Source organism: Massilia genomosp. 1 (assembly GCF_011682185.1).
GTDB classification, from domain to species: Bacteria; Pseudomonadota; Gammaproteobacteria; order Burkholderiales; family Burkholderiaceae_D; genus Telluria_A; species Telluria_A rubra.
This window is the reverse complement of the sequence record NZ_WHJF01000011.1, coordinates 66,670-93,119: the sequence shown is the minus strand read 5'-3', so window position 1 is coordinate 93,119 and position 26,450 is coordinate 66,670. Positions and strand designations below refer to the sequence as shown.

Sequence of the window (26,450 nt, the reverse complement as noted above, 5' to 3'; positions counted from 1 at the left end):
GCGCCGATGCCGTATGATTCCCATCGGGACAAGCCCATTTGCAAACAACACCCATAAAGACACCATTAAAGACACCATGACGGAATCGTATATCGAAGTAAGCGGCGAGTCTTCGCTGGTCGAACAAGTGACCACCTACCGCGCCGACCTGTCGATTTCGGTGCGCGCCAGCACCACCGACAACGCCATCACCGAAGCGGGCGCGCTGCGCGACGACTGCATCCGCGTGCTCAAAAGCTCGGGCATCGCGCCGGACGAGATGAGCGAGGGCGGCAACGCCATCTGGCAGCCTTGGTTCTGGAAAAAGAACAAGCCGGGGCAGGAACGCACCTTCAAGATTTTGCTCGCCTGTGCCGAAGCGAAGCGCCTGTATGTTGCGCTCGACGCGCTGCAGCCGGTTTTCGAACACCAGCGCTACACCCTGAGCGTGTCGATGCGCCCGCCGCAATTTGACGCGCCCGAGGCCGAGCGCGCAGCCGCCCATGCGGCGGCGATCGCCAACGCGCGCAACGCGGCCACCATCGTCGCCACGGAAGCGGGTGTGCGCTTGACGTTCGTCTCGCAGGTAGAGGCTTTGGAGACGCAAAGCGAGCATTCCGGCGCCTTCGGCGACCAGGGCTGGGCCAGGGCCGGCATCATGCGCAGGATGGGAGGCGCATCCGACGACGACAGCGAACCGGCGCACCTCGAACTCGAAGGCGCGCGGCGGGTCAGCAAGCTGCGCTACCGGGTGCGCTTCGGCATTGCCGCTGTCGCGCCGGCGGATGGCGCATGACAGTACCCCGATCGCGCCGGCTGCGCCAGAAGGGCAAGCGTGTCCGCAGCGCGCAAGCGCAGGAGGTGAAAGCGCAGGCGCTGGCGGCGCGCAAGGCCGTCAAGAGGCCTGCACCGCCGGCCGCCCCCGTCATACTGGAATGGTGCGCCGAGCATCACGACAAAAACGCGCCGGAGGACGCGCCGCCAAGGTTCCCCGCCTTGTCGTTTATCACTGAACGACCCTACAAGACGACTTTCGTGCTCGTCCATGTATTTTTTTTCGGGGCGCTACTGGCCAGCGGCAAAACCCAGGCCTGGTTTGCGAACAATACGGGGGCGGCCGTGGCGTGGTTCATGGTTGCGGGAACGATAGGACTTGGCATGATCTGCGGGCAGTCGCTCGGAAACGTGACGTTTTACCAGATCGACCTGGAGGGGGAGCGGATCGTGCTGCATCTTCCCGGCTCGGCCGATCGGATCAGGATCATGAGGCTGTCGTTTGATGCGATCACCTCGGTTTGCCCATTTCAATACAGCAGTTATAACAGCCCCTGCGGCATCGACATCAGCTATCTCGACGATCGGCTCAAGCTGCGCAAAGTGCGGGTCCCCAACGTCGTGCCTGAAACACTGGTCGATGCGCACATGGATGCGCTGCGTCCGGCACTGGGCTACAAGATCGAAGAAACGGTCTGTCACGACACCTGACCGTACCGTGCGTGCCGCCGCCGGGAACACCGTAGCCGGCGCTCCTGGCGGCGTGCTCGCCAGTTGAAGTTACCTCACTGGCGGCACCGCCGATTTGTCGCTTGTACCCGTCGCAGGGCCGGCGCCCGACATGCCGCCGCTGCGCGGCGCAGGCACATCGCCATTGCGGGCCGGCTCATTGGTGCTGGTCGTGCCGTTGTTATTGACGCCATTGGTGCCGGTGGCGCCACGTGTGCCCGACGAGCCGCGCATCTCGCTGCCGCCGCTGGTCGACGGGCGGTCGGCATCGCGCGTCGCATCGCGCGTCGCATCGCGGGCGGCAGTGTTGCCGCTGTTGGCGCCAGTCCCGGTGGCGGTGGTGCTGTCGCGCGGATCGTTCGGCACGTCGCGCTCTTCCGGCGCCTTGTCGCGGTTTTGCGGCGCTTTGGTGCGCTTGCGATTCTGCCGGTCCGGATTGACCCTCGGCGCAGCGCCGCGCGCGGCCGTGCCGGTATTGGTGGCGCTCGATCCGGTGGTGGCGCCCGCGCTGGCGCCGCCCTGGGTTTGCGCCAGTGCGGCGCCGCCGACCATGAGTGCGACGAGCGTCATTGCGATCTTGGTTTTCATGCCTGTCTCCTGAGAAAGATATCGAACAGACATTCTTACATTGCCAGCGATGCATGCGAGTAGGACCAAGCCTTGGGTGCGCGTGGGATCAGGTCGTGCTATTTTTGTCACGCAGAAACAATCAATGCCGCAAGACGACGCAGGGGCATGCCCGATTTGCGACATTGCTGTATTCTTGTCAATTCCCCATCCAGCAGGCTGTCCCATGTCCGAAATTGCTCCCGTCACCCTACAGACCGAACGCCTGACGCTGCGCTTCCTGCACGCCAGCGACACGCAAGCGCTGTACACCATCCACTCCGACCCGGTCGTCATGCGCTACTTCAGCGGCACCGCCTGGACCGACCCGGCCCAGGGCGACGCCGTCATTGCGCGCGCGCTGGACGGCTACAGCAACGGCAGCAGCATGGAAATGGCGCTGGTCCTGCGCGAAACGGGCAAGCTGATCGGCACCATCAAGCCGCATGCCTTCCATGCGCAGAACCGCCGCTGCGAAATCGGCTACGCACTGGCCAGCGCCTTCTGGGGCCAGGGCTACCTGAGCGAAGCGATGCGCGTCACGCTCGATTACCTGTTCAAGGAAATGAACATGAACCGCATCGAAGCCGATATCGACCCGCGCAACCTGGCCTCGGCCAAGCTGCTCGAACGCATGGGCTTTCAAAAAGAGGGCACCATGCCGGAACGCTGGATCGTCAACGGCGAAATCTGCGACACCGCGTTCTACGGCCTGCTGCGGCGCGGCTGGGAGGGCATCTGATGGCCGGCCTGCGCTACGCGGCCGCGCAGTATGCCTGCGCGCCGCTCGATATCGCGGCCAACGTCACGCGCCATCTGGCCTTCATCGACGCCGCCGGCGCGGCCGGCGTGCAACTGCTGGTGTTCCCCGAACTGTCCCTGTGCGGCTACGAGCTGGCCGGCATGGGCGCCTGCGCGCTCAAGGCCGACGACATCCGCCTTGCGCCGCTGCGCGAGCGCGCCGCCAGCGCCAATATGACCATCGTGGTTGGCGCGCCGCTGGCCAACGCCGGTGCGCTGCCTTCCATCGGCGCGATCACCTTTCATCCGGACGGGCGCACATCAAGCTACCGCAAGCACTTCCTGCATGCGGGCGAAGAACAGCACGTCGCGGCCGGCAGCGCCATCAGCCAGCTGCACGATGTGCGCGGCACCAGGGTGGCGCTGGCGATTTGCGCCGACACCGGCCAGCAGCAGCACGCACACGCCGCCGCGGTGGCCGGGGCCGGGCTGTACGCGGCCGGCTCGCTCATTTCCGCGGGCGGGTACGACAAGGATACCGGGCAGCTGGCCGGCTATGCGAAGCTGTTCGGGATGGGTGTGCTGATGGCCAATCACGCGCACCCATCGGGCGGGTACCAGAGCGCCGGCCGCAGCGCGATCTGGGCCTCCGGTGGAGAGCTGATCGTCGCCGCGCCGGGTCCGGGCGAGATGCTGGTGATGGCGGACGACAATGGCGGCAAGGTCGTGGCGCTGGCCTGAGGTTCCCGGCCCGCTTATCGCCCCTGCACACCAATCACCCCCCATTTTATGCACTTCGTCGGACAACCGTAAAGCATTCCCCGCGCGCTTGCTACAGTCTCTCCATCGACAACCCTCCCCTGGAGAAGCACATGAACAACCCTGCCTTTACGTCCTTTTTTGCCAGCCTGGACGACCTCGGCCGCACCCTGGTCAATGCAGCCAAATACGCCGTCGGCGCCATTTCCACCATGTCTTGGCCGACCCTGATGCTCAGCGCCGTCGGCCTGGCCTTGCTGCTGACCATCGTGCCGCTGGTGCTCACCTTGTTCGTGTTGTTCATGGTCATCAAACTGGTGAACGGCTACGTCAGCGACCGCGCCACGCGCGGCCCCGCCACGCCCTGCACACCGGTCAAGACCGAAGGCGAATAACAGCGTGAAAGCAAGCCAGCTGAACAAGATGATGGATTTCCTGCGCGATTCACTCGCGCAAGCCACAGTGTTATGGTGGAACTTCTTCGACTGGCTTGCCTTGGTGGAATGGCGGCAACTGTTCATCACCTGGTTCCTGGCCATGGCCTTCGGCCTGATCCTGACCCTGCCCGAACCTGCGATCTGGTACATCATCCTCTCGTACGGCGTGAAAGTGCTGGCCGGCGGCAAGCGCAAGGCCGAACTGGTGGCCAGGGAAGCGACCGCCGAAGCCAATGTCGCCGTGCTCGAACGGCGCCTGCTCGAAGCGCAGATGGCGACCCTGCAGGCGCAGGTCGAGCCGCACTTCCTGTTCAACACCCTGGCCCTGATCGGCCAACTGATCGAAACCGATCCGCCGCAGGCCGCGCGCATCCACATGCACCTGATCGAATACCTGCGCTCGACCCTGCCGCAGATGCGCGCGGCCGGCGGCGGCACCCTGGGGCGCCAGGTGCAGCTCTCGCGCGCCTACCTGTCGATCATGCAGGCGCGCATGAAGGAGCGGCTGACGGTCAGCTTCGACGTGCCCGCGCACCTGGAACACACGCCCTTCCCGCCGATGATGCTGCAAATCCTGATCGAAAACGCCATCAAGCACGGCCTCGAACCAAAAATCGAGGGCGGCCGCATCGAGGTCGGCGCGCGCCTGGTGGACGACGCCATGCATGTCGATGTGCGCGACAATGGGGTCGGCTTCAACATGCATGCCGGCGACGGCGTGGGCCTGGCGAATATCCGCGAGCGCCTGTTCCTGCTGTTCGGGTCACGCGCGGAACTGGTGATCGAAATGCCGCCCGAGGGCGGCGCGCTGGCGTCGCTGCGCGTGCCCTGTTCTTCCCAAGAGGTCAACTGACATGGCAAGCGCCCTCATTGTCGACGACGAATCGCCCATGCGCGACCAACTGCGCGCGCGCCTGGCCGAGGCCTGGCCCGAGCTGCTCATCGCCGGCGAGGCAAGCAACGGCCTCGATGCCGTTATCATGGCCGAGCGGCACCAGCCCGACATCGTCTTCCTCGACATCCGCATGCCGGGCCAGGGCGGCATCGACGCGGCGCGCCAGTTGTACAACCGCTGCCACATCGTGTTCGTGACCGCCTACGACCAGTACGCGCTGGACGCCTTCGAACAGGGCGCGATGGATTACCTGCTCAAGCCCGTGGTGGCCGAGCGCCTGCGCGTGACGTGCGAGCGCCTGCGCGCGCGCCTGAGCCAGGCGCCCGACAACATCGGCGAGCAGTTGCGCCAGCTGACGCAGATCCTGCAGCATGGCGAGGCAAAAAAACCCGCTTACCTGCGCTGGATCCAGGCCCAGGTAGGCAGCAACCTGCGCATGGTCAGCACCCGCGAAATCCTGTATTTCCAGTCCGACGACAAATACACGCTGGTGCGGACGGCGCAGGCCGAGCTGCTGATCCGGAAAACCCTCAAGGAGCTGGCCGACGAACTCGATCCCGACGAATTCTGGCGCATCCACCGCTCCACCCTGGTGCGGGTCGACGCCATTGCCGAGGTCACGCGCGACGAGCGCGGACGCCAGATGCTCAGGGTGCGCAAGCACCCGACGCTGCTGGAAGTGAGCCGCAATCACGCGCATCTGTTCCAGCAAATGTAAGCGCCACGGCCCCGATAATCCAGTACCATAGGGACCTTGAAAACACCTGATTTTCCCGATCACCTACCCAAGGAGAAGGAATATGTCAGCAACTCCCAAGCAAACCCGCGCCAACGTCATTCCGTGCCTGCGCTACCGCAACGCCCCGGCCGCCATCGAATGGCTCTGCAATAACTTCGGTTTCGAAAAGCAACTCGTCGTCCCCGGAGACAACAACACCATCCTCCACGCGCAATTAACCTTCGGCAACGGCATGGTGATGCTGGGCTCGACCTCGGCCATCGACTCCGAATACAGCAAACTGATGAAGCAGCCCGACCAGATCGGCGGCGCGCAAACGCAGACCATCTGCGTGGTCGTCGCCGACGCCGACGCCGTCTACGAGCGCGTGCTGGCGGCGCGCGCGCAGGTCGTCATGGAGCTCAAGGATGAAGACTACGGTGGGCGCAGCTTTACCTGCCGCGACCTGGAGGGCCACGTCTGGACCTTCGGCACCTACGACCCGTTCGACTAATCGAGCCAACTCATTGAGCCAACCAAGGCAGCCATCGAGGAGCACACCATGTCACGTGCAGTCCACTTCGAAATCCAGGCATCCGACCCGCAGGCCACCATCGATTTTTATCAGCGCCTGTTCGGCTGGAGCTTCAACAAATGGGCGGGCGGCGAGTACTGGATGGTGCATACCGGGCCGGAAGACCAGCCGGGCATCAACGGCGGCCTGCTGCCGCGCCGCGGGCCGCCGCCCGAGAGCCAGGCGGCGGTCAACGCCTTCGTCATCACGGTCGATGTGGAAGATATCGACGCCTCGCTCGCGAAAGCCGCCTCCGGCTCGCCGCATGGCGTGGTGTGCGTGCCCAAGGCGGCGGTGCCGGGGATCGGCTGGCTGGCCTACCTCAAGGACCCGGACGGGAATATCTTCGGGATGATGCAGGCCGATATCACGGCTGCATGAAGGGCTGCGGCTGCGGCTGCGCCAGCGCCGCCACCAGCGCCCGGTCGGCCACCTGGTGCGGACGGATGCGGATGATGTCGCGGTACAGCGGCGGCATGTGCGCGCAGATCGCGGCAAGGTCAAGCGCGTCCAGCGCCGCCGTCACGTACTGGAACTGGGCCGGATTATCCGCCGGCAGCGGGCCTTCCATGGTCGATCCGTAGGCGCCCAGGTTCATGTAGCTCTGCGCGCTGGCGTTTGGCCCGCGCGCGAAGACGAAGGTGCCTTCGCGGGGATGGGCGAGGTACTGGCGCACCTCGGCCTGCGCCTGTGCGTCCAGGCCCTGCATCAGGGTGTAGCGCAGCTGCGCGTACTGGCGCGTGCATTCCATGAACGCGGTGCAGATGGCCGACAGCGCGCGCCGGCCCGGTGAACACAGCAGCAGGTTGCCGAAGGAATCGAGCAAGGCCACCGCATCGCCCTCTCCGCCCTGCTGGCGGTCGCGTTCCACGGCTGCGCGCAGATAAGGCGCCAGGCCCGCGTCGGGCTGGTGCGGCGCGCAGCGGTAGGCCAGCGCGTCGGGGTACAGGGTTTTGAGCTGGCGTACCAGCGGGTGGCCGGGCTCCAGCAGCGCGGGGTTTTTCAACTGCCCGCGCGGACCGTCGCCATTGAGCAGCACCTGGACTTTTTCGGAGGTCGCTTCGAACACCAGCGAGCAAAGCGCCTGGGTGGCTTCGGCGATGGTTTTCCCGATGAAGAAGGACTTGGGCGCGGCGCCGGCGCTGGCGCGCGCGAACGGGGACGCGCCTTTCACGGCCGGGTAAAAGAAGGTGGCGGCGGCCTGGCCGCGCAGGCCGGCGGGCAGGCAGTCGAACGTGAAGCTGGCGTCATGATTGATGCCGGCGCTGGCGTCGCGCGCGGCGACGACCGCGTTGAACCCGGCCGACAGGATCGCGCCGGTACACATGGCGCAGGGGTCGAGCGAGGTGACCAGGGTGATTTCTTCGGGCGGCGGCAGGGCGCGGCCCTTGGCGCGCTCGGCGAAGTACCAGTCGATCAACTGGCGTTCGCCGTGCGCGGTCGGGTCGAAGATCAGGCCTTCGCGCACCACGTTGTTCTGTAGCGATTTGAGCACGTTGCCATGCTGGTCGAGCAGCACGCCGCCGACCCCGAACGTTCCCTGGGTCTTGGCGGCGATGGCTTCAATGGCCGCAAGGGCTACCGCGGCCTGTACATCGATGGTTTTTTTCAAAGCTTACTTCTTCAGGTCCCAGCTTCCGAACGCGTTCGGAAGCTGGCCGGCCGCCGTCGTTTCGAGAATGTCGCCATTGAGGTTGGTGAGCACGATCGGCAGGTCGTTGCCGCCCAGTTCCAAAATCACCTGGCGGCACGCGCCGCATGGGGCGATCGGGCCGTCGGTCTGGCCGATGACAGCGAGCGCGGAAAAGTCGCCCGGCTTGTAGCCGTGCGCGACGGCGCTGAAAAAAGCGGTGCGCTCGGCGCAGTTGCACAAGCCGTAGGCGGCGTTTTCGACGTTACAGCCACGGAAGATGCGACCGTCCTTGCATTCGAGGGCGGCGCCGACCTGGAAGTTCGAGTAGGGGGTGTAAGCCAGCAGGCGGGCTGCGGTGGCTTCGGTGATAAGTTTTTCGTAGTTCATGGGTGGTCCTGACAAAGCTGTTTAACTATCACGCCGGGTTCAGGCCCCATTGGGACCGTCTCCCTCAAGACCGTCGTCCCCGCGCAGGCGGGGATCCATAGCACCGTTGCTCATAGGTGCCGTGGGCCCCCGCCTGCGCGGGGGAGACGGTGGAAATGCGACTGTTACGGACGAATGGTACGGTAAATGATCGGATTCGCAGCCGGCTTCGTATCGCCAACCTTGTACGCGGCCTGCACCTCGCGCACCGCCTGTTCGGCCGCAGCCTGCGTACGCGCATGCACCATCGCCAGCGGCTGGCCGACCGCAATCGCGTCACCCAGTTCCACCAAGCCGGTCAAGCCAACCGCGAAGTCGATTGCGTCTTCCGGACGACGACGACCGCCGCCCAGGCTGACCACCGCCAGGCCCAAACCACGGCAATCGGTCGCCGTCGCAAAACCGGCCTGCAGCGCCGGCACCGGCACCACGATCGGCGCCTTTTCCAGGTATGCATCCGGACGCTCGACCAGATCGGCCGGGCCGCCCAACGCCGCGACCATGCGCGAAAAGCGCTCGGCCGCTTCGCCGGAGTCCAGCCCCGCCTGCAGCTTGGCGCGCGCCTCGGTTTCGTTGGCGGCCAGTTTGCCCAGCACCAGCATCTCGGCGCACAGCGCCATGGTCACTTCGTGCAGGCGCGCCGGACGCGAACGGCCGGTCAGGTAATCCATCGCCAGGCGCACTTCCAGCGCATTGCCGGCCACGGGACCGAGCGACTCGTTCATCTCGGTCAGCAGCGCCGAGGTGCGCGTACACGCGCCGTTACCGACAGCGACGATACTCTCGGCCAGTTCGACCGACTTGTCGTAACTCGGCATGAAGGCGCCGGTGCCGACTTTAACGTCCATCACCAGCGCGTCCAGGCCAGCGGAGAGCTTCTTCGACAGGATCGAACCGGTGATCATCGCCACCGATTCCACCGTCGCGGTGGTGTCGCGGATGCTGTAGAAACGCTTGTCCGACGGCGCCAGTTGCGCGGTCTGGCCGATGATGGCCACGCCGACGTCCTTGACGACGTTACGGAACAGTTCCGGATCGGGCACGGTGCAGTAGCCGGGAATCGAATCGAACTTGTCGAGCGTGCCGCCGGTGTGGCCAAGGCCACGGCCGGAGATCATCGGCACGAAGCCGCCGCAGGCGGCGATCATCGGTCCGAGCATCAGCGAGACCACGTCGCCCACGCCGCCGGTGGAGTGCTTGTCGACCACGGGACCGGGCAGGTTCATCGAACGCCATTCCATGACCTGGCCGGAGTCGCGCATGGCCAGGGTGAAGGCGACGCGTTCATCCATGTTCATGTCGTTGAAGAAGACAGCCATCGCGAGTGCCGCGATCTGGCCTTCGGTGACGCTGCCGTCGGTGATGCCGCGGACGAAGAACTCGATCTCCTCGGCCGAGAGAGCCCCGCCATCGCGTTTTTTGCGGATGATTTCCTGATTTAAGAACATGTGCTGCCTTTACTTAATATTGTTGTCACTGAGCCGCAGGCTTACACGCCGTACGGAATCCAGACATTCTTGACCTGGCTCGCGTGCGCCAGCACTGCGCGTCCGCCGGCCTGTTTGGTGTCGTACCAGTCGCGCCCTTTGCCGCCGCCCACCCAGGTGCGCTTGAGCGATTCGGCCGACAGGCGTTCGACTTCGGCGCAACCCTCAAGCGAACCGTCGTGGCGCCACACGGCGTCCACGTCCGAGTGCGTCGCCAGCGTCTTGGCCAGTTCGTCGGCGCTGCCGGTGATGATGTTGAGCGCACCGCCCGGCAGGTCCGACGTGTCGAGTACCTGATACAGGTCGGTCGCCGCCAGCGGATACGCTTCCGACGGCACCGCGATCACGCGGTTACCCAGCGCCAGCGCAGGCGCCACCAGCGAGATGAAGCCGAGCAGCGGCGACTCGTTCGGGCAGATGATGCCGATCACGCCGACCGGCTCGTTCAGCGCCACGGTGATGCCGTGCATCGGCGGCTGGTGCGCCAGGCCGTCGTACTTGTCGGCCCACGCCGCGTAGTAGAACAGGCGTTCGATCGAGGCCTGCACTTCCTTCTCGGGATTTTTGGCGCCCGTCATGGCCGCCAGGCGCGCAGCGAATTCGTCGGCGCGGATCGCCAGGTTCTCGGCGATATAGTACAAGACCTGCGCGCGGTTGTGCGAGGTGGCCTTGGCCCAGCCGGACGCCTTGTGCGCCGCTTCCACGGCGTTGCGGATGTCCTTGCGGCCGCCCTCGCCCACGTCGCCGACAAACGCGCCATTGGCACCAATGATCGCGCGGGTGTAGGCGCCATCAGGGCGCGCCTGCTTGCCGCCGATGTACATCTTGGCGGTGCGGTCGATGGCGAACGGACCTGGCGCCTCGGCCGGCCTGGCCTTGCCCTTGGCTTCCACCACGGGCAGCGCAGGACGCGCGTCTTCCGACAGCGCCGTCATGTATTCGTACATGCCTTCCTTGCCGCCTTCGCGTCCGAAACCGGATTCGCGGTAGCCGCCGAAGCCGCATGCGGCGTCGAACTGGTTGGCGCTATTGATCCACACCACGCCAGCCTTGATCTGCGGCGCCACGTCGAGCGCGAGGCTGATCGACTCGGACCACAAGCTGGCAGCCAGGCCATAGACAGTGTTGTTCGCCAGCTGGACCGCTTCGACCGGCGTGCGGAAGCTCATCGCAACGAGCACCGGTCCGAAGACTTCGGTCTGGGCGATGCCGGCCGAGGTGGATGCGCCGGTAATCAGCGTTGGCGGGAACCACGAGCCGGTAGCCGGGATGTCGCACGCCGGCTGGTAAATGGTGCAGCCTTCGGCGCGGGCGGCTTCGACCAGGCCTTCGATGCGCTGGCGCTGGATCGGATCGACCAGGGCGCCGATGTCGACCGATTTTTCGATGGGCGAGCCGAGACGCAGGGTGTCCATGCGTGCGCGCAGCTTGGCGAGGAAGCGATCTTCGATCGATTCCTGCACCAGCAGGCGTGAACCGGCGCAGCAAACCTGGCCCTGGTTGAACCAGATCGAATCGACCACGCCTTCGACGGCGGCGTCCAGGTCGGCATCTTCGAACACGATGAACGGCGACTTGCCGCCCAGTTCGAGCGAGAGCTTCTTGCCGCTGCCGGCGGTGGCCTTGCGGATGATGCGGCCAACTTCGGTGGAACCGGTGAAGGCGATCTTGTCGATGCCCGCATGGTTGACGATGGCTTCGCCCACGCGGCCGTCGCCGGTGACGATGTTGACCACGCCGGCCGGCACGCCGGCCTGCTGGCAGATTTCGGCGAACAGCAGCGCGCTCAGCGAGGTAAATTCAGCCGGCTTGAAGACCACCGTGTTACCGGCGGCCAGCGCCGGTGCGATTTTCCAGGCCAGCATCAGCAGCGGGAAGTTCCAGGGGACGATCTGGCCCACCACGCCCACGGCGCGGTAATCGGCAAATTCTTCCGATTGCAGCTGCGCCCAGCCGGCGTGATGGTAGAAGTGACGCGCGGCCAAAGGCAGGTCGGCGTCGCGCGTTTCGCGGATCGTCTTGCCGTTGTCGAGCGTTTCGAGGACCGCGAACAGGCGCGCATGTTTTTGCAGCAGCCGCGCCAGCGCGTACAACACGCGCGCGCGGCCATGGCCGCCCAGCGTCACCCAGAGCGGCTGGGCGCGACGCGCCGCTTCCACTGCGCGGTCCACGTCGGCGCCGCTGGCCTGGCTTACTTGGGCCAGTTCCTTGCCGTCGGCCGGATTGGTCGTGGCGAAAGTGTCGGCAGAATCGGTCCAGGCGTTATCGATGAACAGCCCAAAACGGCGCTCATGCTGGTCCAGCCATGCTTGCGCTTCTTTGGTGCTCTCGGGTGCAGGGCCGTAGTCCATAGTTTGAAGAATCTCGTTAATTGTTGGCATGACGAATCCGTTGAGGTTTATGGTTGCGCGTGACGATGGTTGGCCGAGTAGTTCCCGGTGACGTAATGTTCGAGCTGGCGCTCGATGTCGGTCAGCAGGCTCGATGCGCCGATGCGGAACAGATGCGGCTCCAGCCAATCGCGTCCCAATTCCTCTTTCATCAGGGTCAGGTACTGCAGCGCGCTCTTGGCGCTCGACACGCCGCCGGCCGGCTTGAAGCCGACCTGGAAGCCGGTCTGCTCATGGTATTCGCGGATCGTGCGCACCATCGTCAGGGCCACGGGAATGGTGGCGTTGACGCCTTCCTTGCCGGTCGAGGTCTTGATGAAGTCCGAGCCCGCCATCATGCACACCCACGATGCCTTGGCCACGTTTTCCAAGGTGAGCAGGTCGCCGGTGGCGAGAATGGCCTTGACGTGTGCCTCGCCGCAGGCTTTGCGGTACGCGACCATTTCGTCGTACAGCGCCTGCCAGTTCCCCATCAGGACATGCTGGCGGGTGATGACGATATCGATTTCGGTGGCGCCGGCGGCGACCGACAGTTCGATCTCGCGCACCTTGGTTTCCATGCTGGCCAGGCCGGCCGGGAACGCTGTCGAGACGGCGGCGATCGGCAAGCGGCCTTGCAGGATCTTGGCCGCAGGGGTGATCATCTCGTGGTACACGCACACCGCGCCGGTGGTCAGGTTGGACACGCCCAGCGCCTCCATCAGGTCCGTGCGCAGCGGGCGCATGGCCTTCATGCACAGGCGCTCGACCCGGCCCGGCGTGTCGTCGCCGCCAAGGGTGGTCAGGTCGATGCATTGCAGCGCCTTGATCAGCCACGCGGCCTGGTATTCTTTTTTGACGGTGCGCCGATTGGCCAGGCTGGCGGCGCGGCGGTCCGACGCATTGCGATTGACTTTGATCTGGTTGACCCAGCCGAGATCGAGGCCAACCACCTCGTTGCGTTTGAATGCGGGATTGTGAGTCATAGCAGAGCGGTTCCGTTGGAGAGTGGTTCGACGCCGAGGTGCTTGGCCAGGGTGGCGCCGATGTCGGAGAAGGTGTTCGATACCGGCAGCGCGCGCGCGCCAACGCCAGGCCCGAAGAAAATCATCGGAATGTGCTCGCGCGTGTGGTCCGAGCCCGGCCAGCTTGGGTCGCAGCCATGGTCGGCGGTAATGACCACCAGGTCGCCCTCTTTGAGCTTGGCCATGAATTCGGGCAGGCGCGCGTCCATTTCGTGCAGCGCGTTCGAGTAACCCGCCACGTCGCGGCGGTGGCCGAAGGCCTGGTCGAAGTCGACGAAGTTCACGAACGTGAGCGACTTGTCGCCGGCTTCGTCGGCTACCTTGAGCAGCGCATCGAACAGGGCCATGTTGTCCACGCCCTTGACCACGCGCGAAATGCCCTGGGTAGCGAAAATGTCGCTGATCTTGCCCAGGCCGATGACTTCTCCGCCTTCGTTCTTGACGTGATCGAGCAGCGTCGCGCTTGGGGGCGGCACGGCGTAGTCGTGGCGGTTGCTGGTGCGGCGGTAGTTGCCGTTCTCGCCCAGGAACGGGCGCGCGATCACGCGGCCGATGTTGTACGGCTTGACCAGCTCGAACGCCGCTTCGCAAACCGCGTACAGGCGCTCCAGGCCGAAGTGTTCTTCGTGCGCGGCGATCTGCATCACCGAGTCGCCCGAGGTGTAGACGATGATTTTGCCGGTGGCGACATGTTCGTCGCCGTGCTTGTTGATGATGTCGGTGCCGGATGCGTGGCAGTTGCCGAGGTAGCCGGGCACGCCGGTCAGTTCTTGCAGCTTGCCGGTCAGTTCGGCCGGGAACGACGGCACGGTGCGCGGGAAGTAGCCCCAGTCGAATTCGACGGGAACGCCGGCGATTTCCCAGTGGCCGCTCTGGGTGTCCTTGCCGGTGGAGCGCTCGCGCGCCGCGCCGTAAGCGCCGGTGAAGCCGTCGCGCTGGTTGAAGCCCGCAGCCCATTCGCCGCTGGCCAGGTGGGCGGCGGCGGCGAGGCCGAGGCGTTCGAGGTTCGGCAGCTGCATGGGCTTGCCTTGTTCGGCGGCCCAGGCGGCGATGTGGCCGAAGGTGTTGGCGCCGACGTCGCCGAATTTGTCGGCGTCTGGCGTGGCGCCGAGGCCGAAGGAATCAAGCAGGAGGATAAATGCGCGTGACATGGGATCGCTCGCTTCAGAAAGGTTCAGGTAGATTAAGTGGTGCGGCCCCGCCCACCACCGTCGTCCCCGCGCAGGCGGGGATCCATAGCACCTGTGAGCAACGGTGCTATGGGCCCCCGCCTTCGCGGGGGAGACGGAATTGAGGGTAGTGGCATCGAGAGAACGTCAGCGATCAGGCAGCGGCGCGCGCTTGTTGCGCAACGCGCTCCAGGAACGCCGGAATCAACTCAACCAGGTCCTTGGCACCGATGGCGGCGTACTTCAAGGTCTGCTCGTGCGACAGCGGGAACGGCGACATCCCTTCGGCCAGGTTGGTGATGACCGACACGCCAACCACCTTCAAACCGCAATGACGCGCCGACACCACTTCCGGCACCACCGACATGCCCACCACGTCCGCACCCAGCTTGGCCATCATGCGGATTTCGGCGGCGGTTTCGAAGTTCGGGCCCGGATACGCGATGAACACGCCTTCGTGCAAGGTGATGCCCTTGGCCGCCGCAGTCTCCTTGACCACGTTGCGGATATCGCTGTCGTACGCATTGGCCATGCTGAAAAAGCGCGGACCGAAACGGTCGTCGTTCGGGCCGACCATCGGCGTGCCGGGCAGCCAGTTGATATGGTCGGTCAGGGCCACCAGGCTGCCCGCATCGACTTCGGTGCGCAGCGAACCGGCGGCGTTGGTCACGAACAGCATCTCGCAACCGAGCAGCTTCATGGTGCGCACGGCGCTGGTCATCACGCCCATGCCGTAGCCTTCATAAAAGTGGCCGCGGCCCTTCATGCACACCACATTCACACCCGCCAGGGTGCCCAGGACCAGCTCACCGGCGTGACCGTGTACGGTGCTGATCGGGAAGCCAGGCAGTTCGTCGAAACCGATCGAGACCGCATCGGTCATCTGCTCGGCCAGCACGCCAAGGCCGGAACCGAGGATCATCGCCACGCGCGGCTCAAAACCAGGTTTGCGGGCGCGGATGATATCGGCGGCTTCGAAGGGGGTGTTGTTCGACATGTGGATTCCTTATCTGTTCGGGGAGGGCGCTGCCGCGCGGCGTGCATGCTGCAAGCGGCGCGGAGAATGAGTTCGCTGACTATTATAACTATGCATGATCGGTGATATGTATGGCAAATACCATTTTTCTTCCTCATTTATACGCGCAACATATAAATCCACGCTAGAATCAGTTGAACCCCACCATTCGTTCGGGCGCACTATAGGAGAGCAGGACACAATCATTGATTGACAGCACCAAAACATTTGTCTACTATCGAAAACAATTGTTTAATGATTGCTTATTGTGACCGAACTCTCCAAAAAAGACCAGTTGTACGAACTGATCCGTGCCAATCCCTTCATCTCGCAGCAGGACTTGGCCAGCGTGCTGGGCTTGTCGCGCTCCGCCGTGGCGGGCTACATCGCGGGCCTGATCCGCGACCGCCGCCTGCTCGGGCGCGCCTACGTGCTGCCCGATAAGCGGCCCATCGTCTGCCTCGGCGCGGCCAACCTCGATCGCAAGCTGCGCTCCATCGCCACGCTCAAGATGGGCACGTCGAATCCGGCGCGCCAGGACGAATCGTTCGGCGGCGTGGCGCGCAATATCGCGGAAAACCTGGCGCGCCTGTCGGCCCCGGTTGCGCTGATCACCGCCATCGGCGACGACTCATCCGGCAAGGCGCTGCTGGCGCACGCCGAGGCGGCCGGCATCGACACCCGCGCCACCCTGCACCTGACCGGCGTATGCAGCGGCACCTATACCGCCGTACTGGACGACCATGGCGAAATGCTGCTGGCGCTGGCCGACATGGCCTTGTACGACGCCCTCACGCCGGCCTTTCTGGACACGCGCCAGCCGCAGCGCGCCATCGGCGCCCTGATCGTGGCCGACCTGAACCTGCCGCGCGAGACCCTGCGCGCGCTGCTCGACGACGCCGCGCGCGGCTCGGTGCCGCTGGTGCTGGTGGCCGTATCGCAGCCGAAAATGGCGCACCTGCCGGACGACCTGCGCGGCCTGCGCCTGTTGATCCTGAACCAGGGCGAACTCGAAACGCGCATCGGCGCGCGCCTCGTGAGCGACGCCGACTTCCTGGCCGCCTGCCGCACCATCCAGGCGCAAGGCGCGCAGGACGTCATCGTCACGCGCGGCGCCACCGGCGTGGTCTACACCAGCGCCGGCGGCATCGCGCAGCTGGACGCGCCACCGGCGCAGATCGTCGACGTCACCGGTGCGGGCGACGCCTTTGCCGCTGCGGTATGCTGGTCCCTGTTCCAGGGCAGCGACGACATGACCTTGGCTTGCCGGCGCGGCCTGCAATTGTCGGCCATGACGCTCGCCTGCGAAGAAACCGTGTGCCCTTACCTGACGGCGGAAGTGCTCGCCGAGATTCCGAATCCCGACGCCCTGCCCGGCGCCCAGCAACCGTTCAACGCTCTTTACCAGGACTGACCATGCACCAATACCTCTTGTTCTCGCCCGAAGTCGCCGCCGCCCGCACGGCCGGCAAACCGATTGTCGCCCTCGAGTCGACCATCATCTCGCACGGCATGCCGTACCCGCAAAACGTGACGATGGCGCAGGAAGTCGAGCACGTCATCCGCGCCGCCGGCGCGGTGCCGGCCACGATCGCCATCATCGAAGGCAAAATCTGCATCGGCCTGGTGGCCGAGCAGCTCGAATTGCTGGCCACCTCGCCCGACGCGATGAAGGTCTCGCGGCGCGACCTGCCGTACGTGCTCTCGCAAGGCCGTTTGGGCGCCACCACCGTGGCCGCCACCATGATCTGCGCGCAGCTGGCCGGCATTCATGTTTTTGTGACCGGCGGCATCGGCGGCGTGCATCGGGGCGCCGAAACGAGCTTCGACATCTCGTCCGACCTGCAGGAACTGGCCCGCACCAACGTGGCGGTGGTATGCGCCGGCGTGAAATCGATCCTCGACATCGGCCTCACGCTCGAATACCTGGAAACCCACGGCGTACCGGTGATCAGCGTCGGCCAGCCGGCCTTCCCGGCCTTTTTCACGCGCGACAGCGGCTTCAAGGCCGACTTCCAGCTCGATTCGGCGCTGGAGCAAGCCGCCTTCATCCAGACCAAATGGCAGCTTGGCCTCAATGGCGGCATCGTCATCAGCAATCCCGTGCCGGAAGCGTTTGCGATGCAAAAGGATGAAATCGACAGCATCACCGAACAGGCATTGCGCGAAGCGCGCGATGGCGGCGTGGCCGGCAAACTCGTCACCCCCTTCCTGCTGGCCCGCATCAAGACCTTGACCGAAGGACGCAGCCTGATGACCAATATCGCGCTGGTCAAGCACAACGCGCAGGTGGGCGCCGAACTGGCCGTGGCCATGCGCGACCTGCCAGGTTTGCAGCCGATTTAACTCCCCGACCCCATACGCCATGTCCATCGACCTGAAACAGCTCAAGTACTTCCTCGCGGTAGCTGAAGAAAAAAGCTTCAGCCGCGCCGCCGAGCGGCTGCACATTTCGCAGCCGCCTTTGAGCCAGCAGATCATGAAGCTCGAGAGCGAATTGGGCGTGCGCCTGTTCGCGCGCACCACCCGCACTTTCGAGCTGACGGTGGCGGGCAAGGCGCTGATGGGGGAAGCATCGGACCTGCTGGCCAAGATGCGCATGACGATCGACACCATCCGCCAGATCGATCGCGGTGAAGTCGGGCGCCTGCGGGTGGGCATCGTCGGTTCGGCCATGTGGGGGCCGATTCCGAGCCTGCTCGAAGAATTCCAGACCAAGTTCCCGCGCGTGACCTGGACCTTGCACGAGTCGGGACCGAACGTGCAGTACGAGGCGCTGCGCGCCAAGCAGATCGACGTGGGTTTCTGGCGCGAGCCCAAGCTCGATGAAGATGAACTCAAACACGACAACCTGCGCCAGGAGCTGTGCTTTCGCGAGAACGTGTGCGTGGCGGTCAACGAGCATCATCCGCTGGCCACGCAGCCGTGGATCGAGCTGACCGATATTGCGGACCAGCCGATGCTGACGCTGGCGCTCGACAAGTCGGCCTTTCCGCGCTACCTGATCCAGTGCTGCGTCAAGGCCGGGTTCCAGCCGACGATTTTCCAGGAAGCGTCCGAGCCGCAAACCTTGCTGGCGATGGTGGGCGCTGGCCTGGGCGTGGCCTTGATGCCGGAGACGACCAGCCGCATCGGCTGGCCGGGCGTGATCTTCTTGCCGATCAAGACCAACGCGCCTTCGGCCAATCTGTACATCACCTACACCACGCAGGATGATGCGCCGGTGGTGCGGGCGTTCCTGAACATCCTCAATCCGACTGCCTAGTCGACTGCCCCGCCCGCGACGCGGATGTCGCCGCCGACAAGCAGCGCCGCTTCCAGCGCCATCGTCAACCCCCGCACCACCTCGGCCAGCGCCATGCTGGGCGCACCCGGATGGGCGGCGGCCTGCTGCGGCAAATAGGGAATGTGAATGAAGCCGGCCCGGATATCGCGGCCCACCGTCTGGTGCATCAGGCTATAGAAAACGTGGTTGCATACAAAAGTGCCGGCCGTCTGCGACACCGAGGCCGGCAAGCCGGCATCGCGCAAGCGCGCCACGATGGCCTTGATCGGCAGGGTCGAAAAGTACGCCGCCGGTCCGCCGTCGACCACCGGCTGGTCGACCAGCTGGCACTGGGCGTTGTCGGGAATGGGCGCGTCGTCGATATTGATGGCGATGCGTTCGACCGACAGGTCCACCCTGCCCCCGGCCTGCCCGACCGCGATCACCACCGCCGGCCGCACCTCGTCGATGGCCGCGCGCAGCACCTCGCCGGCGGCGCCGAACACGCAGGGCAACTGGCGTACTTCGACGCGGTAGCCATCGCCCTCGGCGCCGGCCAGCGCGCGCACCGCCTCCCACGCCGGGTTGATGGTCTCTTTATTGAACGGCTCAAAGCCCGTCAGCAGCACTGTTCTCGTCATTTCTGGCCCATCAAAAAATACAGCAGTAAGATATTCGCCACCAAGAGCGGCAGCGCGGTCGGTATCTGCGCCTTGATCACCGCGTGCTTGTCGGGCAGTTCGAGCAGCACCACCGGCACCACGTTGAAGTTGGCGGCCATGGGCGTCATCAGGGTGCCGCAGTAGGCGCTGAACATGCCGATAGCCGCCATCACCGCCGGGTTGGCGCCGTACTGCTGGACCAGGACCGGAATGCCGACGCCGCCCGCCATCACCGGAAAGGCCGCGAAGCCATTGCCCATGATGATGGTAAACAGCGCCATGCCGACGCAGAACACCACCACCGCGACAAACCGCGAATCCATGTTGATGTAGGACGTGGTGATGTGCGCGACCGCCTTGCCCACGCCCGCTTCGGCGAACAGCAGCCCGAGCACGGCCAGCATATGCGGCAGCACCACCGCCCAGCCGACAGCATCGGTCAGGCGGCGCCATTCGCGCATGCCCTGCAGTGGTGTGGAACGGGTCAGCCAGCACGCCGCGCCGACCGCCAGCACCGAGGCGCAACCCAGGCTGACCAGCGTAATGTGCCTGGTTTCGAGCAGCAGCAGTCCGCCGATGTGAACATCCTTGAGCAGGGTCGAGCCGATCATGGTCACGACCGGGATGATCAGCGCGGGAATGAACAGCAGGTGGCCGAGGCGGCGCGCGCTGGTCGACTTTTCTTCGCCCGTGCGCACGCCGTATTTGCCGAGGGTGACGCCGCCGCAGCCGGCGATCAGCGCCATCGCGATCATGATCACGCCCACCAGCGCCGGCGGCAGCCGTTCGCCAACCAGGTAGACCGCGGCGTACAGGCCCCAGAACAAGGCGCTCGAATAGCGGCGCGGATTGTCCTTGTCGCGCAGCGACATGACAGCCGACGCGGCCAGCATGGCGCCGAGCGCGAGGTAAAAGTAGTCGAGCAGGATGATCATGCGGCCCCTCCGTCGCGCGCGATCTCGGCGTCGAAACGGTGCAAGCGCCAGGCGTGAATGATGAAGGCGGTGATCGCGGTCGGAATGCCCCACAGCGCCATGTGCAGCGGATTGACCAGGATGCCTTCGGCCGCGAGGATGGTTTGCATCAGGACGATGGCCCCGAAGGCGACAAAGACGTCTTCGCCGAAAAACAGGCCAACGTTGTCGGTGGCGGCCGACATGGCGCGGATGCGGTAGCGCAGCTTGTCGCTGATCGTGCCCTTGCGCGTTTCGGCCGCCGCTTCGGCCATGGGCGCGACCAGCGGGCGCACCATCGACGGGTGGCCGCCAAGGCTGGTCAGCCCGAACGCGGCCGACACTTCGCGCACGGCCAGGTAGACGATCAGCAGACGGCCGGTGGTGGCTGACTTGATCTTGGCGATGCTGGCCTGCGCGTGTTCCTTGAGGCCGAAGCGTTCGAGCAGGCCGATGGCCGCCAGTGGCAGCAGCAGGATCATCGGCAGGTTGCGCGTTTTGATGAAGGCGGTGCCGAGCGAGGCGAGCAGCGCTTCGACCGGCATCGACACGGCCAGTCCGGTGGCCGCGCAGGCGGCGACGACCACCAGCACGGGATGCACGCGCAGCACGAAGCCGACGATGATGACGGCGACGCCGATGAGCGGCCACAGGTTGACTGCTGATTGCATGGTTTCTCCGGTAGACCCGTCAGGGGGGCGAGGAATCTTACCCGATACCGGGGCGGCGCCCTATTCTTCTTCGGGCTCCACACCGGTGATGCGGATAGCGACGAAATGGCGCTTGTCGTAGCGGGAATTGAACTGGTACTCGACCTGGATGTCGGCCTGCCGTCCATAGACGGTGAATTCTCCGGACATCGACTTGACACGTACGTCTTTACGGATCAACTCCGTGCCCTTGGTGACGCACGCAACGACCCGCGAGATGTTATGGTCGATGAATTCCATCGAGGTGTTCTTCATCATCCACTCGCAGATTGCGCGGCCTTTCGCATCCATGGCGGAGGGCTTGCAGCTCTTCGACATCACGGTATTGACGCCGCCATACTGCTTCTCCAGTTCCATCGAGCGCTTTTCGCCGACTGCGATGCCTTCGGCAAAACTGTCGATCACCGCGCACATCGGGTCTGGCGTTGTTTGCGCCACGGCGACCGGGCAGATGGCGCACAGCGCTGCGCCGGCGAGCATGGCAGGAATTGATTTCATGTTCTTCCCAAAAAAACAGCCCCGCACATCTTGCGACATGCGGGGCAGGTAGCGGCATCAGGTCGATGCTTAGAACGTCGCTTTCAGCTGCACGCCCAGGGTGCGTGGCTCGTTGACGATACCGGTCAGGTTGTCGAAGTCGATCGCGCCGACCGACTGCACCTTGTCGGTGATGTTGCGCGCAAAGGCCGCCACTTCGTAGTTATCCCACTTGTAGCCCATGCGCAGGCCGCCTTCAACCAGCGACTTGGCTTTGTATTCCTTGGCTTCGTACAGGAACATATTGTAGGTGCTGCGGTAGGCCCAGTCGGTGTAGGCAAAGAATTCGCCATCGGCCACCGGCACGCTGTAGCGCAAGGTGAAGTTGCCTTGCCACTTCGGTGCGCGCGGCAGCGGATTGCCGTTCAGTTTCTGCGTGTACGCAAACGGGCCTGCCACGCCGGTCGGCGTGCAACCATTCACACCCTTGGTGTTCGGCTCGTTGCCGCAGGTCTGGACGAACAGGTCCGAATCCTTGATCTCGGTGTTGTTGTAGCTGCCGCCCAGGGTCATGCGCAGTGCGTCCGACAGGTTGGCCTGGAAATCCAGCTCCACGCCCTGCCCGGTCACCTTGTCGGCGTTGATCAACTGGTTCATGTTGATCTGGCCGGAACCGGCGGTCAGCTGCTTGTCCTTGACGCGGTACTGGAACACGCTGGCCGACAAACGCGCGCGGCGGTTGAACAGGTCCTGCTTGATGCCGGCTTCGTACGACAGCACTTTTTCGGCTTCGGCGAACGATGGACGATCGGCCAGGCCGTTCAGGCGGCCCTGCATGCTCGGTGCGCGATAGCCGGTGGCGATGCGGGCGAACAGGTTGGAATCGGCGCTGAGGGCGTAGGTGCCCGAGATATCCCAGCTGACGTTCTTCGAGTCGTTGCTGATGCCGAAAGGACCGGCAGTGGTCAACTCAACCCGCTTGGCGGCGAAGTTCTTCTTGTCGTTGGTGTAACGCAGGCCGCTGCGCACCTTGAACTTGTCGGACACGGTGTAGTTCAGCGAACCGAAAGCCGCCCACGATTTGGTGTCCTGGGTCTGGGTCGCGAAGAACGGGTTCTGCGGGTTGCCGGGCGCGAGCGAGTCGAAGCTGATGCTGTCGATCTGGATGTCTTCGTTGAAGTAGAACAGGCCGGCGATCCACTGCAGCGGGCCGCTGTTAACCGACTCCGCGCGGAACTCCTGGGTGAACTGGCGGTGCTTCGGCAGCACGTCCGCGGTTTCGACCACAAACGGGATGAACGCGGCCTGGTTGGCGTAGCCCGGTCCCATTGGCTGCGCGTACACGGCGCCGTAGCCGCCGTCGACGTCGGCGCGACTGTAGAAATCGGCCGACTCGTAACCGGTGATCGAGTGCAGCGTCACGCCGGAGAGGTCCAGGCGCAGGCGCATGCTGGCGCCTTCGGTGCTCAAGCGCTGCTCGTTTACGCCGTCGGTGTCGTAACGGCTGTATTCGAAGCCGTCGACCAGTTCATTGCTGCCTTTTTTGAGGATGTTCGAGCGGAACAGGGTGGCGCTGCCATCCATGTCGCGCGCATGCACGTTGAACAGGGCGCTGAAGGCGCTGGTCGGCTTGACCAGCACTTGCAGGCGCAGCGCGTCGTCGTGGTAGCCTTCGAAATTCTTGGTGCCGTTGCCCGGACGGCCGTTGTGAACGCGGTCGTCGCGGTTCTGCGACTGCACCGAGATGCGCGCGGCGACAGTGTCGCTGATCGGCAGGTTGACCGCGCCTTCCAGGTTGCGTGCGCGGTAGTTGCCGATGCCGATGGTGGCGTAGCCGTCGGACTTGCCGATCTGCGGCTTGGCCGAGTCGAACTTGATCACGCCGGCCGGGGAGTTACGGCCGAACAGGGTGCCCTGCGGACCGCGCAGCACTTCGACCTGGTCCACGTCGAACACCGGGAAGCCCTTCAACATCGGGCTTTCCTGCACGATGTCGTCGACCACCAGGCCGACCGGCTGCGATGCGTTCAGGTCAAAGTCGGTATTGCCCTGGCCACGGATGTAAAAACGCGGGAATGAACGGCCGTAGTCGGATTCGATGTTCAGGCTTGGCGTGCGGCCCGACAGGAAGCGGATGTCCTGCCCGCCCGAGGTCAGCACGTCGAGCTTTTCGCCTTTGAGCGTGGTGATCGCCATCGGCACATCCTTGATGTTCTCGGAACGGCGTTGCGCGGTCACGATGACGGTTTCCAGCTGGCCGGCTTGCGGCCTGGCTTGTTCGGCTGGCTTGTCCTGTGCCATCGCAACGTGCAACGGAAAGGCGCTGGCGACGGCCAGGGCGATCAGCGAACGGGTGGCGAACTGCTTGCTCTTGATTGTCATGTAGGTAATTCCTTAGGTCGATGAACCATTTGATGAAACCTGCGTCCCGGTTCGCATCGGCATGGGCCAACCCTGGCTTTCAAGCGCCTTGCAGCGCACAAAATGGCCCTGATCACCCTGCTGCGACTGCGCTCCCGTCCGTATTTTGTTGCTGCTTGGGCATCGTAGCATGAAAAGAATTGACCCGAAATCATGGTAATTGCGTTTTCATTTATATTTCGATCATATAAATGACGAAGCAAAATCGTATTTGCCATACATATTAGTGCTGATGCATAGTTCTAAAACTGTGCCTGTGCCATTTGGCGCAGCGCAATATTCCCTAGCCATACGCAATCCCGGGCATAGCGAACATGGCGATACCGCCGGACCGGCCAGAGGGGCCTGGCGAGCAAGGTTCTGCACAAAAAGACGCGTGATTTTCGCCACATGAGTTGTTGCAACAATACGACATAGTTCGCCAGGAAAATTGCCATGAACCAACTTAGTGCATCCGCCAGCCGCTTGAAGGCCGTGGCCGGGCTGGGCCAGCAAATCTGGCTCGACAACCTCAGTCGCGATGTGATCGCATCGGGCCAACTGGCGCGCTCGATCGCCGACGACGGCATCAAGGGCGTGACCTCGAATCCCTCCATTTTTTGCAACGCGATCCGCAACGACCCCGCCTACCGGGCCGCGCTGCCGGCGCTGCGCGCGGCCTACCCTGAACCGGAAGCGCGTTTCGAAGCGCTGGTGCTGCCCGATGTGCAGGCCGCGTGCGACCTGTTTGCACCCCTGTACACCGCCAGCGGCGGCCGCGCCGGTTTTGTGAGCTTTGAAGTCGCGCCGCGCCTGGCGCACGATTGCGCCGCCACCGTGGCCGATGCGGTGCGCCTGTGGGCGGCGATCGGCCGGCCGAATGCGATGATCAAGATTCCCGCCACCGAGGCGGGCATCGCGGCGCTCGAAGAAGTGATCTATGCCGGCATCAACGTCAACGTCACCCTGATTTTCAGCGCCACCCAGCTGGCCGCCGTGCGCGCGGCGCACCGGCGCGGACTGGCGCGCCGCCTGCAAGCCAAACTGTCGGTGCAGCGCATCGCCAGCGTGGCCAGCATGTTTATCAGCCGGGTCGACGCCGCCGTCGACGCGCTGCTGCCGCCAGCCGCGGCGGCCCTGCGCGGCAAGGCGGCCATTGCCGCAGCGCGCGTGGCGTATCACGCGTTCAGGAACGACGCCGGCTTTGCCATCTTCACCGCCTTCGGCGCCACGCCGCAATGGCTGCTGTGGGCCAGCACCGGCGTCAAGGATCCGGCCATGCGCGACGTGACCTACGTTGAAGAATTGATCGGCGCGGACACCGTCAATACGGTACCCGATGCGACCCTGGCGGCCTTTCGCGAGCACGGCGAAGCGCGCCTGTCGCTCATCGAGGACGTCGACCAGGCGCGCGCCGTCTTGACGCAACTGGGCCGGCACGGCATCGCACTCGATACAATTGGTAACGACCTCTTGCGCGCCGGCCTGACACAATTCGAGCAAGCACACGCCAATTTGCTGGCTTTGCTTGCTTAGTGTCGTTAAGCTTACGCATTCCTTTCGCCCCATCTCAGCCGGTGTGCCGGGTACAATATCGCTTTCCAGGAGTTAAGTCATGAAATTAAAGCAACTTAGTATCACGATCGCGGCGCTGTGCGTCGCCGCCAGCGCCACGGCTGCCGACCCGAAACTGGGGATCGTGTACGACGCCGGCGGCAAGTTCGACAAGTCGTTCAACCAGTCCGCTTTCGAAGGCGCCGAGCGCTTCAAGAAAGAGACCAACATCAAATACATCGAGGCGCAGGCAAGCAGCGATACGCAAGCCGAGCAAGTGCTGCGCGGCCTGGCGCGCAAAAAGCTCGACCTGATCGCCGCCGTCGGCTTCTCGCAGACGCAGGCCGTGCAGAAGGTCGCGCAGGAATTCCCGAACGTGCGCTTCGTGCTGATCGACGCCGTCGCCAAGGGCGCGAACGTCAACTCGATCCTGTTCAAGGAAGAAGAAGGCTCGTACCTGGCCGGCGTGGCCGGCGCCATCGCGTCGAAGTCGAAGAAAATCGGTTTCGTGGGCGGCATGGACATTCCGCTGATCCGCACTTTCGCCTGCGGCTACAGCCAGGGCGCCAAAGCGACCAATCCGAAAATCGAAGTCATGCAAAACATGGTCGGCACCACCAGCGCGGCCTGGAACGACCCGGCCAAGGGCGGTGAGCTGGCGCGCGCGCAGTTCGACCGCGGCGTGGACGTTGTCTTCGCCGTTGCCGGCGGCAGCGGCATGGGCACCCTGCAGACAGCCAAGGAAAAAGGCAAGCTGGCCATCGGCGTCGACTCGAACCAGAACTACCTGCATCCGGGTACCATGCTGACCTCCATGGTCAAGCGGGTCGACCTGGCGATCTACGATTCTTTCATGCAGATGAAGAACAATACCTGGAAAGCCGGCGTCACCTACAAAGGCCTGAAAGAAGGCGGCGTCGATTGGGCGCTGGACAAGGATAACCGTGCGGTCGTCACGCCGGAAATCGAAAAGCGCGTCAACGAAGCCAAGGCCAATATCATCAGCGGCAAGGTCAAAGTGGTCGACTACCGCGCTGGCAGCAGCTGCCCGGTCTAGATTCTCCCCCGCTTCTCAGAAAAGCGCGCCGCACCA

The 26,450-nt window shown here is 64.4% G+C and carries 27 protein-coding genes; 14 read left to right on the top strand and 13 right to left on the bottom strand.

The annotated features are described in order from the left end of the window. Nucleotides 1-76: 76 nt before the first annotated feature. Both F1735_RS06550 and F1735_RS06545 read left to right on the top strand, forming a co-directional pair. A complete protein-coding gene (locus F1735_RS06550) occupies nucleotides 77-775 on the top strand; it encodes an SIMPL domain-containing protein (RefSeq protein ID WP_167236179.1) in 699 nt (232 codons plus the stop codon). After that, nucleotides 772-1,464 (top strand): hypothetical protein, encoded by a 693-nt coding sequence (locus F1735_RS06545; protein ID WP_167236178.1) that lies wholly within the window; start codon nucleotides 772-774, stop codon nucleotides 1,462-1,464. Before F1735_RS06550 ends, F1735_RS06545 begins: the two co-directional genes overlap by 4 nt. A gap of 69 nt (nucleotides 1,465-1,533) precedes the next feature. Here the strand turns inward: F1735_RS06545 and F1735_RS06540 are convergent, their stop codons facing one another. Next, nucleotides 1,534-2,070 (bottom strand): hypothetical protein, encoded by a 537-nt coding sequence (locus F1735_RS06540; RefSeq protein ID WP_167236177.1) that lies wholly within the window; start codon nucleotides 2,068-2,070, stop codon nucleotides 1,534-1,536. Nucleotides 2,071-2,275: 205 nt separating this feature from the next. Between F1735_RS06540 and F1735_RS06535 the strand changes: the two genes are divergently transcribed. From F1735_RS06535 to F1735_RS06505, 7 genes are all read left to right on the top strand, one after another. Then, nucleotides 2,276-2,830 carry a GNAT family N-acetyltransferase gene (locus F1735_RS06535; protein WP_167236176.1) on the top strand — a complete coding sequence of 185 codons (555 nt, stop codon included), beginning with the start codon at nucleotides 2,276-2,278 and terminating at the stop codon, nucleotides 2,828-2,830. Beyond that, nucleotides 2,830-3,570 carry a carbon-nitrogen hydrolase family protein gene (locus tag F1735_RS06530; protein ID WP_187364171.1) on the top strand — a complete coding sequence of 247 codons (741 nt, stop codon included), beginning with the start codon at nucleotides 2,830-2,832 and terminating at the stop codon, nucleotides 3,568-3,570. Before F1735_RS06535 ends, F1735_RS06530 begins: the two co-directional genes overlap by 1 nt. A gap of 131 nt (nucleotides 3,571-3,701) precedes the next feature. Beyond that, a complete protein-coding gene (locus tag F1735_RS35485) occupies nucleotides 3,702-3,983 on the top strand; it encodes a hypothetical protein (RefSeq protein WP_187364170.1) in 282 nt (93 codons plus the stop codon). Nucleotides 3,984-3,987: 4 nt separating this feature from the next. Beyond that, nucleotides 3,988-4,878 (top strand): sensor histidine kinase, encoded by an 891-nt coding sequence (locus F1735_RS06520; RefSeq protein ID WP_167236175.1) that lies wholly within the window; start codon nucleotides 3,988-3,990, stop codon nucleotides 4,876-4,878. A gap of 1 nt (nucleotide 4,879) precedes the next feature. Beyond that, nucleotides 4,880-5,638: a LytR/AlgR family response regulator transcription factor gene (locus F1735_RS06515; protein WP_167236174.1), complete on the top strand. Its 759-nt coding sequence runs from the start codon at nucleotides 4,880-4,882 to the stop codon at nucleotides 5,636-5,638. 82 nt (nucleotides 5,639-5,720) lie between these two features. Further along, nucleotides 5,721-6,152 (top strand): VOC family protein, encoded by a 432-nt coding sequence (locus F1735_RS06510; RefSeq protein ID WP_167236173.1) that lies wholly within the window; start codon nucleotides 5,721-5,723, stop codon nucleotides 6,150-6,152. A 48-nt stretch (nucleotides 6,153-6,200) separates the two neighbouring features. Continuing rightward, nucleotides 6,201-6,593, top strand: coding sequence for a VOC family protein (locus tag F1735_RS06505; RefSeq protein ID WP_167236172.1), 393 nt, complete (start codon nucleotides 6,201-6,203; stop codon nucleotides 6,591-6,593). Here the strand turns inward: F1735_RS06505 and F1735_RS06500 are convergent. The 7 genes from F1735_RS06500 to xapA all read right to left on the bottom strand — a co-directional run bounded on the left by F1735_RS06500 (nucleotide 6,580) and on the right by xapA (nucleotide 15,318). Next, the gene (locus tag F1735_RS06500; RefSeq protein ID WP_167236171.1) at nucleotides 6,580-7,824 is read right to left on the bottom strand and encodes a nucleoside deaminase; all 1,245 of its coding nucleotides are present in this window, start codon (nucleotides 7,822-7,824) and stop codon (nucleotides 6,580-6,582) included. The genes F1735_RS06505 and F1735_RS06500 overlap by 14 nt on opposite strands. 3 nt (nucleotides 7,825-7,827) lie before the next feature. After that, nucleotides 7,828-8,232 carry a cytidine deaminase gene (locus tag F1735_RS06495; RefSeq protein WP_166892939.1) on the bottom strand — a complete coding sequence of 135 codons (405 nt, stop codon included), beginning with the start codon at nucleotides 8,230-8,232 and terminating at the stop codon, nucleotides 7,828-7,830. 164 nt (nucleotides 8,233-8,396) lie between these two features. Next, nucleotides 8,397-9,719, bottom strand: a complete 1,323-nt coding sequence (gene deoA, locus F1735_RS06490) for a thymidine phosphorylase (RefSeq protein WP_167236170.1) — start codon at nucleotides 9,717-9,719, stop codon at nucleotides 8,397-8,399. Nucleotides 9,720-9,760: 41 nt separating this feature from the next. Beyond that, nucleotides 9,761-12,139 carry an aldehyde dehydrogenase family protein gene (locus F1735_RS06485; protein WP_373888481.1) on the bottom strand — a complete coding sequence of 793 codons (2,379 nt, stop codon included), beginning with the start codon at nucleotides 12,137-12,139 and terminating at the stop codon, nucleotides 9,761-9,763. Between the two features lie 17 nt (nucleotides 12,140-12,156). After that, the gene (gene deoC / locus F1735_RS06480) at nucleotides 12,157-13,113 is read right to left on the bottom strand and encodes a deoxyribose-phosphate aldolase (protein ID WP_167236168.1); all 957 of its coding nucleotides are present in this window, start codon (nucleotides 13,111-13,113) and stop codon (nucleotides 12,157-12,159) included. Continuing rightward, complete coding sequence (locus F1735_RS06475) at nucleotides 13,110-14,303, bottom strand: phosphopentomutase (RefSeq protein ID WP_167236167.1); 1,194 nt, start codon at nucleotides 14,301-14,303, stop codon at nucleotides 13,110-13,112. The genes deoC and F1735_RS06475 overlap by 4 nt, the downstream gene beginning before the upstream one ends. 172 nt (nucleotides 14,304-14,475) lie before the next feature. After that, nucleotides 14,476-15,318, bottom strand: a complete 843-nt coding sequence (gene xapA, locus F1735_RS06470) for a xanthosine phosphorylase (RefSeq protein WP_167236166.1) — start codon at nucleotides 15,316-15,318, stop codon at nucleotides 14,476-14,478. Nucleotides 15,319-15,604: 286 nt separating this feature from the next. Between xapA and F1735_RS06465 the strand changes: the two genes are divergently transcribed. From F1735_RS06465 to F1735_RS06455, 3 genes are read left to right on the top strand one after another with little or no spacing between them, the layout of a single operon-like run. Next, entirely contained in the window at nucleotides 15,605-16,750 is a 1,146-nt protein-coding gene (locus F1735_RS06465) for a carbohydrate kinase (protein WP_167236165.1), read from the top strand. A gap of 2 nt (nucleotides 16,751-16,752) precedes the next feature. After that, nucleotides 16,753-17,682: a pseudouridine-5'-phosphate glycosidase gene (locus F1735_RS06460; protein ID WP_167236164.1), complete on the top strand. Its 930-nt coding sequence runs from the start codon at nucleotides 16,753-16,755 to the stop codon at nucleotides 17,680-17,682. 19 nt (nucleotides 17,683-17,701) lie between these two features. After that, nucleotides 17,702-18,601: a LysR family transcriptional regulator gene (locus F1735_RS06455; RefSeq protein WP_167236163.1), complete on the top strand. Its 900-nt coding sequence runs from the start codon at nucleotides 17,702-17,704 to the stop codon at nucleotides 18,599-18,601. Here the strand turns inward: F1735_RS06455 and pcp are convergent. From pcp to F1735_RS06430, 5 genes are all read right to left on the bottom strand, one after another. After that, nucleotides 18,598-19,242: a pyroglutamyl-peptidase I gene (gene pcp / locus F1735_RS06450; RefSeq protein ID WP_167236162.1), complete on the bottom strand. Its 645-nt coding sequence runs from the start codon at nucleotides 19,240-19,242 to the stop codon at nucleotides 18,598-18,600. The genes F1735_RS06455 and pcp overlap by 4 nt on opposite strands. Next, nucleotides 19,239-20,198: a DUF979 domain-containing protein gene (locus tag F1735_RS06445; RefSeq protein WP_167236161.1), complete on the bottom strand. Its 960-nt coding sequence runs from the start codon at nucleotides 20,196-20,198 to the stop codon at nucleotides 19,239-19,241. Before F1735_RS06445 ends, pcp begins: the two co-directional genes overlap by 4 nt. Then, nucleotides 20,195-20,887: a DUF969 domain-containing protein gene (locus F1735_RS06440; RefSeq protein WP_167236160.1), complete on the bottom strand. Its 693-nt coding sequence runs from the start codon at nucleotides 20,885-20,887 to the stop codon at nucleotides 20,195-20,197. The genes F1735_RS06445 and F1735_RS06440 overlap by 4 nt, the downstream gene beginning before the upstream one ends. 60 nt (nucleotides 20,888-20,947) lie before the next feature. Continuing rightward, nucleotides 20,948-21,424, bottom strand: coding sequence for a hypothetical protein (locus F1735_RS06435; RefSeq protein WP_167236159.1), 477 nt, complete (start codon nucleotides 21,422-21,424; stop codon nucleotides 20,948-20,950). 69 nt (nucleotides 21,425-21,493) lie between these two features. After that, nucleotides 21,494-23,785 carry a TonB-dependent receptor gene (locus F1735_RS06430; protein ID WP_229505651.1) on the bottom strand — a complete coding sequence of 764 codons (2,292 nt, stop codon included), beginning with the start codon at nucleotides 23,783-23,785 and terminating at the stop codon, nucleotides 21,494-21,496. 474 nt (nucleotides 23,786-24,259) lie between these two features. Here F1735_RS06430 and tal point away from each other — a divergent pair, with 474 nt between their 5' ends. Continuing rightward, nucleotides 24,260-25,339 carry a transaldolase gene (gene tal / locus F1735_RS06425; RefSeq protein WP_167236158.1) on the top strand — a complete coding sequence of 360 codons (1,080 nt, stop codon included), beginning with the start codon at nucleotides 24,260-24,262 and terminating at the stop codon, nucleotides 25,337-25,339. A 79-nt stretch (nucleotides 25,340-25,418) separates the two neighbouring features. After that, the gene (locus tag F1735_RS06420; protein WP_167229191.1) at nucleotides 25,419-26,414 is read left to right on the top strand and encodes a BMP family lipoprotein; all 996 of its coding nucleotides are present in this window, start codon (nucleotides 25,419-25,421) and stop codon (nucleotides 26,412-26,414) included. The last annotated feature ends 36 nt before the right edge of the window (nucleotides 26,415-26,450 follow it).